This is a genomic window from Paraflavitalea pollutisoli (assembly GCF_029360705.1).
Lineage (GTDB): Bacteria > Bacteroidota > Bacteroidia > Chitinophagales > Chitinophagaceae > Paraflavitalea > Paraflavitalea pollutisoli.
The window spans coordinates 1,591,085-1,603,865 of the sequence record NZ_JARKMX010000008.1 but is presented as its reverse complement, the minus strand read 5'-3'; the positions used below and the strand labels follow the sequence as shown (position 1 = coordinate 1,603,865).

The 12,781-nt window shown below is 51.3% G+C and carries 9 protein-coding genes; 5 read left to right on the top strand and 4 right to left on the bottom strand.

The annotated features are described in order from the left end of the window. Nucleotides 1-30: 30 nt before the first annotated feature. Both P2W70_RS20115 and P2W70_RS20110 read right to left on the bottom strand, forming a co-directional pair. Nucleotides 31-450 carry a hypothetical protein gene (locus P2W70_RS20115; RefSeq protein ID WP_276483311.1) on the bottom strand — a complete coding sequence of 140 codons (420 nt, stop codon included), beginning with the start codon at nucleotides 448-450 and terminating at the stop codon, nucleotides 31-33. A 70-nt stretch (nucleotides 451-520) separates the two neighbouring features. Next, nucleotides 521-1,123, bottom strand: a complete 603-nt coding sequence (locus tag P2W70_RS20110; protein ID WP_276483310.1) for a hypothetical protein — start codon at nucleotides 1,121-1,123, stop codon at nucleotides 521-523. Between the two features lie 180 nt (nucleotides 1,124-1,303). Between P2W70_RS20110 and P2W70_RS34465 the strand changes: the two genes are divergently transcribed. The 3 genes from P2W70_RS34465 to P2W70_RS20095 all read left to right on the top strand — a co-directional run bounded on the left by P2W70_RS34465 (nucleotide 1,304) and on the right by P2W70_RS20095 (nucleotide 5,271). Continuing rightward, nucleotides 1,304-1,681: a DUF6122 family protein gene (locus P2W70_RS34465; RefSeq protein ID WP_420832396.1), complete on the top strand. Its 378-nt coding sequence runs from the start codon at nucleotides 1,304-1,306 to the stop codon at nucleotides 1,679-1,681. Nucleotides 1,682-3,347: 1,666 nt separating this feature from the next. After that, the gene (locus P2W70_RS20100) at nucleotides 3,348-4,019 is read left to right on the top strand and encodes a FadR/GntR family transcriptional regulator (protein ID WP_276483308.1); all 672 of its coding nucleotides are present in this window, start codon (nucleotides 3,348-3,350) and stop codon (nucleotides 4,017-4,019) included. Between the two features lie 31 nt (nucleotides 4,020-4,050). Continuing rightward, the gene (locus tag P2W70_RS20095) at nucleotides 4,051-5,271 is read left to right on the top strand and encodes an MFS transporter (protein WP_276483307.1); all 1,221 of its coding nucleotides are present in this window, start codon (nucleotides 4,051-4,053) and stop codon (nucleotides 5,269-5,271) included. Nucleotides 5,272-5,346: 75 nt separating this feature from the next. On the opposite strand, the gene nagB is transcribed toward P2W70_RS20095, so the two are convergent. Further along, nucleotides 5,347-7,254: a glucosamine-6-phosphate deaminase gene (nagB, locus tag P2W70_RS20090; protein WP_276483306.1), complete on the bottom strand. Its 1,908-nt coding sequence runs from the start codon at nucleotides 7,252-7,254 to the stop codon at nucleotides 5,347-5,349. 165 nt (nucleotides 7,255-7,419) lie between these two features. Next, nucleotides 7,420-7,998 (bottom strand): RNA polymerase sigma factor, encoded by a 579-nt coding sequence (locus tag P2W70_RS20085; RefSeq protein WP_276483305.1) that lies wholly within the window; start codon nucleotides 7,996-7,998, stop codon nucleotides 7,420-7,422. Nucleotides 7,999-8,125: 127 nt separating this feature from the next. Here P2W70_RS20085 and P2W70_RS20080 point away from each other — a divergent pair, with 127 nt between their 5' ends. Both P2W70_RS20080 and P2W70_RS20075 read left to right on the top strand, forming a co-directional pair. Further along, nucleotides 8,126-9,115: a FecR family protein gene (locus P2W70_RS20080; protein WP_276483304.1), complete on the top strand. Its 990-nt coding sequence runs from the start codon at nucleotides 8,126-8,128 to the stop codon at nucleotides 9,113-9,115. 160 nt (nucleotides 9,116-9,275) lie between these two features. Next, nucleotides 9,276-12,758 (top strand): SusC/RagA family TonB-linked outer membrane protein, encoded by a 3,483-nt coding sequence (locus P2W70_RS20075; protein ID WP_276483303.1) that lies wholly within the window; start codon nucleotides 9,276-9,278, stop codon nucleotides 12,756-12,758. Nucleotides 12,759-12,781: the final 23 nt, after the last annotated feature.

Genomic DNA, 12,781 nt, shown 5'->3' with positions numbered 1-12,781 from the left:
TTTCATGCCGGCGATCGTCACCTCAGATTGCTATACCGTTTGTTGCTCACCGATATCGATATTGGCCCGGTCTTTAAAACGCCGGATGATAAATTGGTTGGCGTCTTTAAAGGTCTTTGCTATAAACTGATCCGTGCTGCCATCCTGTGTAATTGCCTCTTTGACGGTGATGGCCGTCATCAGGATGCTTCTCTTCAGCGAATCCTGGAGGTTGACGCAAGCCGGTTGCCATCCTTGCAAAGTTTCCTTATTGAACGATTCTTTGACGGCTTTATCACCCCGTTGACTCAGCACATTCAATGGTGACGAATCCAGTGAACGGAACCCGACAGGAATCAGGAAGGAAAGGCCCAATTCGCGGCAACTGATTTTCACTTCCGGCATCTTGGTGCCAGTATTCGTAACATATAGTATACCTATGAGCAAAAGACTTTTGAGTAGATGGATCATAACCTATATCTAATTGGGCGGCAAATTTCGTGTTGTTGACGGGATCGAAAACAGGTGGTGTATTACCTTTTTATGAAAGTTCTTCGTTGAGGATGTCGGTTTGTTTTTGTAGATCGTTTACGCCAATGATTTGGAAAAAATCAAATCCTATCCGTTTTACCACGTCGATAGGCATTTTTGATCCATCAGAAAGTTCAACCAGGCCATTTGCATCTACTTCGTCAGTAGCCTCTTCTTCGTAGTTAAAGCCATAGTAGGCGGAAAGAATAACCGCAAACGTATCACAACCAAACTTGTCGATATAAACATGCTCGGCTGGCCTATTATTGATCTGTTCTTGTGTGAAGTCCATGCCAAACAGGGCGTCATACCCGTGCTTACAGCCATCAAAAAGCAGTGTTTGCTCGTGGGTGATTTCGCTATATGCGTACAGCAGAGGGCGCGATGTTTGACTGCCGAAGATCAACGATGACCCTTTCTGGCGCTCGCCATAAAACTTCAGCTTGAACCTGATTTCTCCCCTTGGCGAAACCAGCTTTCGCCGCCACTCACGCGGCTTCAAATTCCTCGGGTTATCGATATGCGCGGTCCAGCCATCGAGGTGTAAAGGACCCAAGACGCCATTGTCGGTGTTGGTGTTTTTGTTACTGCGAAACCTGTCGAATAGCCCCATTGGAAATGGTGGTTGATGTACAATCTGTGCCTGAACGTAATTGACCGTGTCGTGACGACCAATTCCACGACCAGGCTGTCGGGGTATAAAAATAGCACCTCCTGGTCATGTTTGCAATGGGCAAGCAAACTTGACGGCATGAATGTTTTCTGGTAAGAAAAGTTATGCGTACTATACGAGATGGCGGCGGCGTGTCATTGCGGGAATTCCCAATTAACCGTAGTTTTGCCACGCATGCAGCAAATCATTCATTACTTCCTGCACTTCGGTTTCCCGGTTTTCGTAGCCCTGCTGATCGACCGTTCGCGGTGGTTTCGGATCTATGTGGTATTGCTGCTGACCATGCTCGTCGACCTCGATCACTTGCTGGCTGTGCCGGTCTTCAACCCCTGCCGCTGCAGCATTGGTTTCCATCCCTTGCACAGCTATTATGCGATTGGCGTGTACATTCTGCTGTTGTTTCCGCGTAAGACACGTGTCATTGCGATCGGACTGCTGTTGCACATGCTCACGGATGGTATCGACTGTCTCTTTATTATCCGCAACACCGGTTGTTAACCAGATGGGCACCTGGCAGGCGCTGCAAAAGCGGCGGTCTGCTTTTCGTACAGGAATCACCAATGCCTGTGCTGCACACGCTGCCGATGGAGGTAGTCCGCCGGGGTTTGCCGCTTCGCTGGTCGCTGTGGCTGTACTGCGGGGAGGTGCTGATGCATGACTGGATGCGGGAAGCACTGCCGTGTTTTCGGCGCTTTTCTGCACGTCCCCTATCGCCATTACACCACCGGGCAACTCCGCAAAGGTTCCATCCGCCTGTTGCGCGTAGAAGACCACACCGATCGCTGTCAGCAGGATAGACGCCGGCAATACCGCCACCGTCGTGCTTATCGTCAAGGGAGCGTGCATCGTATTAACAATAGGCAGGTAGGGCGATGCTGTACATTCTGTGTTGAATTCCTGCTGGTCAAATTGCAGGCTGGCCACCTGCACGATTAACCGAATATGGGTGGTATTCTTCACGGCCTTCAGGTAACGCTTCAACCGGCAGGGCGCCAGTTGCAACGTAGCAGTACCTGTTATTGGGTCGAGTCGTTGTGTGATGGGCGCGCGGAATATCTTGTCAAACGCCTGCTCTTTCTCCTCCCGGAAAGCAAATGATTGCAACATCTCCAGTTGCCCCTGGCAAATGCGCCGTTCTCCACGTTTACTGGTGTGATCCGATTTCGCGACGGCCACTACGATCTTATTGAACCTTCCTGATAGGTTCCTGTCTGCAAGCGCATATCCCTTGATCAGGTTGTCGAGGCTATAGCGTACGAGTGCAGCTCCGCTCACCGCCCGCCCGAACTCCGTAAAGTTTTCGCGGGAACGCACGCAATTCTCGTTGTATAAGATCTTTTCGGCAGCACCTGCCGGCTTTTCCCGTGCTACCACGTCGCCATTCGGCTGGGGTGAATAAGTGATGTTTCCGATACTGCCGGAGAGCTTTCCGTTGGGTAAAAGTTTAGCCATTGATTTGATAAGGTTTAATAGTTGTAAATGTATAACGTACGGAAAAACAGGTAGGTTAGATGTGTTTTAGCAAAATAATTATATACCTGAAGACCTAAGCTCGTTCTAAGTCCTGCCTAAAAAAGGCCGCCGACCTAACAAGCTGCAAGAGGGGGTTTAGGCAATACGCAGAGCAGTCCCCGACCTATTGCAGGCCAGTAACCGAGCAGTAAGAGTGCAATAAATCAGGAGATAAGGAGCCCGCGCGGAGTAGTTGGCGAAGTCAGCAGCTGTAAAGCGTTTGCTGTGGCCATGGTGACCGAAAGTAGAAGATGGGTGAAAAGGATGCCATTGCCTGAAATGACCCGATGCAGGGCCTGGGAGGCCCCTCGTGGATGCCGTACCAACTTCTGACTAACTATAGCCCAACCGTAGCCCAGGTGTAGCTGAACGGTAGCCGTAGGCCGGGTGCCAACAAGCAACAACCCGGTCATTTGACCGGGTTGCAAACCAAAAATCGAATTATTTGAGCTGATAGGCATCATTCGGGTTGAATCGGGTGAAAACAGCGCAAGGCATCCTACATCAATGTTTTACACTTTTCTAAAGATACGAAATTGAGCCTTGGTCAGATTGATTTTGATGAAATTCAGGGGCATAAACTTTCCTAATTTCGATAATTGAACTTGGTCATCTGATGAATTCTCCTACCTTTGACTCGTCATATCATCTGATGAATACGGAACAAGGCATTACCCGGCGCTCCCTCGCGGATGAAGTAGCGGCCCGGTTACAACAACAAATCACATCCGGTCAATACAAGGTGGGCGATAAGCTGCCGGTAGAACCCGAACTCATGACCCAGTTTGGAGTGGGGCGTTCGTCCATCCGGGAGGCGATCAAGGTACTCGTCAACTCTGGTCTGCTGCGGGTACAGCAGGGCATTGGTACTTTTGTAGAAGAAAATACCGGTGCGGGAGAACCCCTGGTTCAACGGCTGAAACGCTCTGAGCTGCCCGAGATCGATGAAGTGCGGCAATTGCTGGAAATGAAGATCGCAGAGAAGGCGGCTGCCAACCGGACGGAGCAGCATATCGCTACCATCGGCTTGTACCTGGGCGAGCGCGAGAAAGCAGCGCTGGGAGGAGATATTACCGCCTGTGTGGAGGCCGATATCAACTTCCACAATGCCATCGCCGATGCCTCCGGTAACGGCGTCCTGGCGGACCTGTATAAATCGTTCTCCGCCCGTATCAAGCATGAATTTTTAAGCCGGTTTAAAGACACGTCGGATTTCGTGGAAACGATGCGGCTGCACAAAGAATTATTGAATAGTATCATCGATAAAGACCCCAAAAGAGCCTGGCTGTTTGCCGCCCGCATCAACGGACACATTACAGCCTAGTGATCAATTCGTGTAATATTAATCAAGTAAAATGAACACAACCACAGCAGCCGCCAACCCTAAGGCGGTGGTCAATGCCACTGTATTTCCCATCCTGTTCACGATCAGCTTTGCCCACCTGCTCAACGATATGTTGCAGTCGGTGATCCCCTCTATCTATCCGCTGATTAAAGACAACCTGCACCTGAGCTTCTCACAGATTGGGTTGATCACGTTTACGTTTCAGATCACGGCTTCTTTGCTGCAACCTTTCGTGGGACAGTATACTGATAAGTTTCCCAAACCTTATTCACTCGCGGTCGGCATGGGCTTCACCCTCACGGGCCTCATCGTATTGTCGATGGCCACGGGCTTTTATGCGATCCTCGCAGCCGTGGCATTGGTGGGTGTAGGTTCTTCCATCTTCCACCCCGAAGCCTCGCGTGTGGCGCACCTGGCGTCTGGTGGTAAACGTGGGCTGGCGCAATCCATCTTTCAATTGGGCGGTAACGCCGGTAGTGCCATCGGGCCGCTGTTGGCGGCTGCCATTATTGTACCACATGGACAGTCCAATGCGATCTGGTTTGGTATTGCAGCCATCATCGGTATCATTATCCTGGCAAAGATAGCCGTGTGGTACCGCGATCACCTGGCGCTGCGGGCTGCTAAAAAGATCACCGATGTCATGGACAATGGTTTGTCTACCAGCCGGGTCGTGGTATCTATTACCATTCTGCTGGTACTTATCTTTTCCAAGTATTTCTATATGGCGAGCATGAGCAGCTATTTTACCTTTTACCTTATCGATAAGTTTCACCTGAGTGTAGCGCAATCGCAGGTATACCTGTTCATCTTCCTGGGTTCTGTAGCGGCCGGTACCTTACTGGGCGGCCCCCTGGGTGATCGCTTTGGCCGTAAGTACATCATTTGGATATCGATACTTGGCGTTGCGCCTTTCACCTTGCTGCTGCCGCATGCCAATCTGTTCTGGACGGCGATCTTATCCGCCATCATTGGGGTGATCCTGGCTTCTGCTTTTTCTGCTATCCTGGTGTATGCCCAGGAGTTGGTGCCCGGTAAGGTGGGCATGATCGCAGGTCTCTTCTTTGGTTTCGCGTTTGGTATGGGCGGATTGGGCTCGGCACTGTTGGGCAAACTGGCCGATAACACCAGCATCAACTATGTATTCACGGTATGTGCCTACCTGCCGTTGATCGGTATCGTGACGGCCTTTCTGCCAAACCTGGGTGGGAAGAAGAAAACCGCTGCCTGATCGGTGGTCAATCTATAAAAGTAAAGCGGATGCATCTTTCGATACATCCGCTTTTTTTATTGTGAAGCCTTGTTCCTAGTAATGCCATCTTACAAAGGCCTCCATGGCTGCATACTTGGTAAGACCGAGTTGTGCATAGAGGTTGGCGGTATTGCTGTTGCGGTCTTCGGCCCGTTGCCAGAACTCGCGTGAATCGCTGCCCTGGAAGGGTACCATGTCTTTCTGCGACTGGTGAATGAAAATACCGTGACGTTTCTTCATCACCTGGTCGGGGCTCATGGGGATCGCCATTTCGATCTCGCTGATGTCCCACTCCTGCCAGGCGCCTTTGTACAGCCATACCCAGCAGTCCTTGATCCATTCGTCACCATCGGCCTTGATGCGGCGCAGTGATTCGAAGATGATGTCGAGACATACTTTATGGGTGCCATGCGGGTCAGCAAGGTCACCGGCGCAGAAGATCTGCTGGGGTTTCAGCTTGCGCAGCAGGTCGATGGTCAGGGCGATATCGGCTTCTCCCATCGGGTTCTTTTCGATGGTACCTGTTTCATAGAAAGGCAGGTTCTGGAAGTGATAGTTGTTATCGCTCAGGCCTACATATCGGCAGGTTGCCTTCGCTTCACAACGGCGGATAAGGCCTTTGATGGCGCGGATATCTGCGGTATCGATCTGGTTGTTCTTTTTCTTTTTGAGGTATTGACGTGCTTCTTCCAGAATCTCTTTGCTCTTGGTGCTGTCGATGCCGAACATATCCTCAAAGCCCACGGCGAAGTCCATGAAGCGGGTCACAAACTCGTCGGTCACTGCAATGTTGCCGGAAGTCTGGTAAGCCACATGTACATCATGGCCCTGGTCGTGCAGGCGCTGGAAGGTGCCGCCCATCGAGATGATGTCATCATCGGGGTGGGGGGAGAAGATCACACAACGTTTGGGATAGGGTTCGCTGCGCTCGGGATGGTTGGGCAGGCTGGCATTGGGTTTACCGCCGGGCCATCCGGTGATGGTATCGCGCATCATATAGTACACCATCAGGTTGGTCTCATACGCGTCACCTTTCTCTACCAGCAGGTCGCTGATACCATTATCGCGGTAATCGCTGTTGGTGAGGCTGAGGATGGGCTTACCTACTTTCAGGGCTACGTTGACCACCGCTTTGCGGATCATCGAGGGTGTCCAGTCGAGGTCGCCGGTCAGCCAGGGCGATTTGAAGCGGGTCAGTTCGGCAGCGGCGAGTTCATCGATCACAAAGGTGCAGTCGTTGTGTTGCTGCAGTAAAGAGGCTGGTACCTGCTCGTCTACATGGCCTTCAACGGATCGCAGTACGGCGGGTGCTTTTGCAGGCCCCCAGGCCATCAATATAATGCGCTTGGCTTTCATGATGGTGCTGATGCCCATGGTGAGTGCCAGGCGGGGAACTTGTGAAATGGTGGCGAACTCATACGCATTGGCGATGCGTGTCGAGTTGTCGAGCGTTACGAGCCGCGTACGGCTGTAGATGCTGGAACCGGGTTCGTTGAAGCCGATATGGCCATTGTTGCCGATACCGAGTACCTGCAGATCGATGCCGCCGGCCTCTTCGATCTTTTGTTCGTACTGCAGGCAATGGGCTTTGATATGATCTTTGGAGATCTCTCCATCGGGGATATGAATGTTTTCGGGTTCGATGTCGATGTGATCGAAGAGTTGTACCTGCATGAAGCGGTTATAGCTTTGCAGTGCATCCTTTTCAATCGGGTAGTACTCATCGAGGTTGAAGGTGATCACATTTTTGAAGCTGAGGCCTTCTTCTTTGTGCAGGCGTACCAGCTCTGCATACAGCGACTTGGGGGTAGAGCCTGTAGCGAGGCCCAACACACATTTTTCCCATTTAGCCTGCTTGCTGCGGATCAGGTTGGCAATTTCTCGTGCTACCGACTTGGAACCTTGCTTTAGATCAGAATAGATGTTAACGGGGATCTTCTCAAACGAATCGACCATGCTCATAGATACAATTTTGTATGCGCGAATGAATTGAGTGCACGAAATTAATAGCAATTTCAGTAATTCACAATGAAAAAATAAACAACTGTCTACTTGCTGCCTTTTGCAACCGGTTGCGCAATCGCTTGCTGATACTGCATTGCAGCCCTTATAAAGGCGCAGGAATGGCTAGGACAGTAAGAACAAAGGGAGCTTTTGCAGTATCTTTTTCATGGTCTTGATGGCTTGCGACAACAGGTTACGGGCCACCTGGTAATTGATGTTCATGATGTCACTGACTTCCTCATAGCTAAGGTTCTGGTAGAACTTCAGGTAGATGATCTCTTTCTGGCGTGCCGATAACTGATCCAGGGCGCGGATCACCTTGCTGGTTTTCTCGGCATGTTCCTGTTTATCAATGATAAAGGTTTCGTGGCTGATCTCGAATAACAGGTGTTCGTCCATATCGGCCTGCAAGCGGGTATGGGATCTTTTATGCAGTGCCTTCAGTAACTTATACTTGATGGCTTTCAGGAGATAAGCTTTGACGGAGATCGAGGGTGGCGGATTCTTGCTTTGCCAGATCTCGATGAACAATTCCTGGATACAATCTTCCAGTACTTCCACATCGGGGCAGATCTTGTTTCCATAACGAAAGAGGTCGGAGTAATGGCGCCGGAACAATTGGCCCAATGCCTCCCTGTCACCTTGAATAAAGGCTTGCCAACAGGCAGTGTCCTGGTTATGGTGGTGCAGTCCTTCTGGCATTCGTTGATAGCGAGCAAACGTAAACTACCCGATAAAATGTAAAAAATCAACCGTTAGCAAAAATATTTTTAAAATTGGCATTACAAAAGCTTTCAAACCGGAACTTGTTAACGGAAACACGCTGTGTATGGAACATACTTTTTCAACTATAGAGGATATAATAGCTGATGAGGCTTTCCAGGCCTGGTACCTGACGGGGCATGAAGTGGCCCGCGTTACCTGGCAGCAGCGCATGGAGGCCGATCCTGCCCTGGTACCATTGGTCAAAGAGGCCCAGGCCTGCATGGATGCCCTCGCTATCCGCGAAAAAGAGCTGCCCCAGGATCGACTGGCGTTGGCAGAAGCCCGCCTGATGCGTAACCTGCCTGCTACACCAGCCACACCGGTCGTGGCGATGCAGCGTCGCACCAGTCGCTGGTGGTGGGCCGCCGCTGCCGCAGTGCTGCTGGCTGCGAGCCTGGTGGTGATATTCAATAAGCCAACCGATCCATCGACGTTGCAAACGGCCTATGGCGAGATCCGGAAACAGCTGTTGCCGGATGGGTCTACCGTGATGCTCAATGCCAATAGTGAGATCAGTTATCAGGGCGGATGGAAAACCGGCAACACCCGTGAGATCTGGTTAAAAGGAGAAGCTTTCTTTCATGTGGCCAAAACACCGAATAAAGCCAAGTTTATTGTACATACCGACCGGTTTGATGTAGAAGTGACCGGTACCCAGTTCAATGTGATGAATCGTGCCGGTAAGACCAATGTGATGCTCACGGAAGGTAGTGTTACCCTGCATATGAAAGATGGCCGGGCGTTACAGATGAAGCCCGGTGATTTTGTAGAGTTCGATGACCTGCAGCCCAGTATCAAAACAGCTAAAGAAGAGAACGTACTCGCCTGGAAGGACAAGAAACTATATTTTGAGAAGACCCCCTTACGCATCGCCGCCAAACAGATCGAAGAATTGTATGGCGTAAAGATCACCCTGGCCTCTAAGCAGATTGGCGATAAGATCATCAGTGGTATCGTGATGAACGACAACCTCGATGCACTGCTGCAGGCACTGGAAGCTGCGACGGAATTGCATATTTCGCAGCACAATGATGAAATACTGATCCAGGAATAACTAATTGGAATAAGGCTCGTTGATTGGCTGGTGACGCTGCGCGCAGCGTACCGGTGATGAACTGTATGTATTGCTGCTGCTCCGGAAAGCAGCAAGCCATGCCATAGCCATACCATAACTATCACTAACTAAACTGCTATCATTTTAAATGGATTGCACTATGAGAGTTGATCACATCAAACCAATGCTGCTGGGCTGCTTGCTTGGCTGGCAACTGATCGCTTCTCCGGTAGTGTCTGCGCAGGACTCTTACGCTTACGCAGCCGGAAAACAACAAGTCCCCCCACAGGGTTCCGCCAACCGCAAACCGGAAGATGCTTCGGTCAGGCAACCACTTTTCAAAGTCTTAAAGGAACTGAATAAAACAAAAGGCGTTTATTTTCTCTATTCGGATGAGTCGCTGGGTGAAAAACTGGTGAACCCCGTGAAGAAAGATAATGCCGATATCGAGAAGATACTGAGTCAGGTACTGGACAATACCGGATTGAAGTATAAGAAGGTCAATGATAAAACCTTTGTCATCCTGCTGGCCAAAGAACTGGCCAAACAGGAAGCTGCCGGCACCACCGTGATTACGCCTGCGTCGAACGAAGCCGGCCGCCAGCAGGCCGACGAGGTGACCGGTAAGGTAACCGATGCCACCGGTGCGGGTGTGGCGGGTGTAAGTGTATCTGTCAAGGGCACGCAACGCGGTACCACCACCAATGCGCAGGGCAATTATACCCTGGCGGTTGAGCGGGAGGAAACCCTGGTCTTCTCTGCGGTCGGTTATGCCACGCAGGAAGTGGGGATAGCCGGGAGGACCGTAGTGAATATCTCACTGGCTGCTTCGGGGTCGCAAATGACCGAAGTAGTGGTAACGGCCCTGGGTGTAAGCCGTCGTTCGCGTAGTGTGACCTATGCCACACAAAAGATCACGGGAGAAGAGTTGACAGCGGTGAAAGACCCTAACCTGGTCAATAGCCTGAATGGTAAAATAGCCGGACTTACCGTGAACCGCAGTGCCTCTGGTGCCGGTGGATCGGTCAAAGTGGTGATGCGTGGCAACAAGAGTACGCAAAACAACTCACCCCTCTATGTGATCGATGGTATTCCGATGTTCAACAGTTCGGTGGCACAGCCCGAAAACCTGTTTGGCCAGTCATCCGGTACAGCCAGTGCTGGTCGTGATGGGGGCGATGCCATTTCGAATATCAACCCAGAAGATATTGAAAGCATGCAGGTGCTGAAAGGTGCGTCTGCCGCAGCCCTCTATGGCAGCCAGGCCGCCAACGGCGCCATCCTGGTCACCACCAAGAAGGGGAGGGCAGGATCGGCGCGGGTCAATGTGGCCAGCAGCATTATGCTGGACAAGGTGATGCTGAAACCCGAAGCGCAGTTTGGTTATGGACAGGATGGGGCCAACAATGAAAACGGCTGGGGCGCCAACAATGGTAAAGGCGATTATACCGATGACTTCTACCAAACCGGTGTTACCTGGATCAACAGTGTAGGCATGATGGCCGGCAGTGATCGTGCGCAAAGCTATTTTTCCTATTCCAATACCGACAATAAGGGCGTGATCCCTACGGCCAAATTCAACCGTCACACGTTTACCTTCCGCGAGAATGCCAAATTCTTCAACGATAAACTGACGGTGGATGGATTGGTGACGCTGACGAAACAGCAATCAACCAACCGCCCTTCTTCCGGGTTGTACAACAATCCACAGGTAGGCTTGTATTTCTTCCCCCGCAACCTTGACCTGGCGTCGTACAAAAACAACTTTGAAGTCTTTTCACCAGCACGGGCACTGATGGTGCAGAACTGGTGGAATGTGAAATACGATGCCGGCAGTTTTGGCAATGAATACTCACAGAACCCCTGGTGGATACTGAACCGCAATACCCGGGAGGACAGTCGTGACCGGGCTTTCAGTTCGTTGACGATGCGGTACCAGCTCAACAAAGCATTGTCGGTACAGGCCCGTGGTAGTTACGATGTCAGTGTGGACGATTACGATTCGAAGATGTTTGCGAGCACCAATCCCATTATCGCCGATCTCAATGGCCGGTATACCTGGGAGCGCGCCAAGAACAATGTAGCCTATGGTGATCTGTTACTCTTCCTCAATACCCGGTTGGGTACAGATATCTCCTTGTCGGCGACGTTTGGTGGCTCTATCACGGATGCACGCACCAACGACCGTACTTTTATCGACTCCTATGGCGCGGTGAATGCCGATGGGGTGAAGCAAGGCCTCAGTATCGCCAATATATTCAGTGTACAGAATATCCTTTCGGGCAATGCCACCAAACAGCAAGGCGTATTGCGTTCACAAACGCAGTCGGTACTGGGCAGTGCCTCGCTCGGTTATAAAGACATGTTGTACCTCGATCTTACCGCCCGCAATGACTGGTCGTCTGCCCTGACCTTCACCGATGGCCTCAGCTTCCTGTATTATTCGATCGGGGCCACCGGCGTGTTGAATGAAATGGTGCACATGCCCGAAGTCGTGGACCTCGCGAAAGTGAGGATCTCGTATGCGCATGTGGGTAATAGCGTACGTCCTTTTGCGACCAACCCGCCATTATACCGGGTGAATCCGGTTACGGGCGGTCTCATCAAAAATGTACGGGCGGGTTTTCCCAACAGACCGCTGAAGCCGGAGGATAACCGTTCTTTTGAGATCGGTACCGAATGGCGCTTCTTCGGCAGTCGCCTGGGGGTTGACCTCACCTGGTATAAAAACGACAACTACAACCAATACTTTGAAACTCCGGCCCCGAGCAGCAGCGGTTTCAATACCTATTTTCTGAATCTGGGGCAGATACGCAATACCGGTTGGGAGATCATGGTAACCGGTGCGCCGGTGAAGAGCCGTGACTTCGACTGGAATACATCTGTCAACTTTGCCACCAATAAAAATACGGTGGTCAACCTGAGTGAGGATGGCGTAACAGGACCGGATGGTATGTTCTTCCTGACCACCTTCGACAATACCTATGCTTCTATCGTACGGCAGGGAGGTAGCTTCGGTGATATCCTGTCGTTTGGTGCAGCGCGGGATGACAAGGGCAACCTGGCCCTGGCCGATAATGGTGCCCCTGTGCGCAATACGGCCGATCGCAAACTCGTGGGTAATCCCAATCCCGACTTTACGGCTGGCTGGAGCAACAACCTGCGGTACAAGAAATTCGACCTCAGCTTTCTCATCGATGGACGTTTTGGTGGAGAGGTGATGAGCATTACCCAGGCGGAGCTGGACCTGCGCGGATTTAGTGAAGCGACGGTAGACGCCCGCAACAACGGTGGTGTATTCGTGAGTGGTACCAAGAACGGAACGCCCTGGGAAGGGAAGGTGGACGCGAAGGCTTACTACAATGCGATTGGTGGCCGTGCCGGTATCGGGGAGTTTTACATGTATGATGCTACGGTGGTGCGCCTGCGGGAAGTATCGCTGGGCTACAATATACCGGTGAAGTGGAAAGGGGTGAACAGCCTCCATCTTTCGCTCATTGGCCGCAATCTCTTTTACCTGAAACGTGATGCGCCTTTCGATCCGGAGATCTCGATGAGTACCGACAATGGCCTGCAGGGCGTGGATGTATTTGGATTGCCCGCCACCCGCAGTTTGGGTGTAAACCTGAAAGTAGCCTTCTAATTGACCATTTTAAAGCATGCATA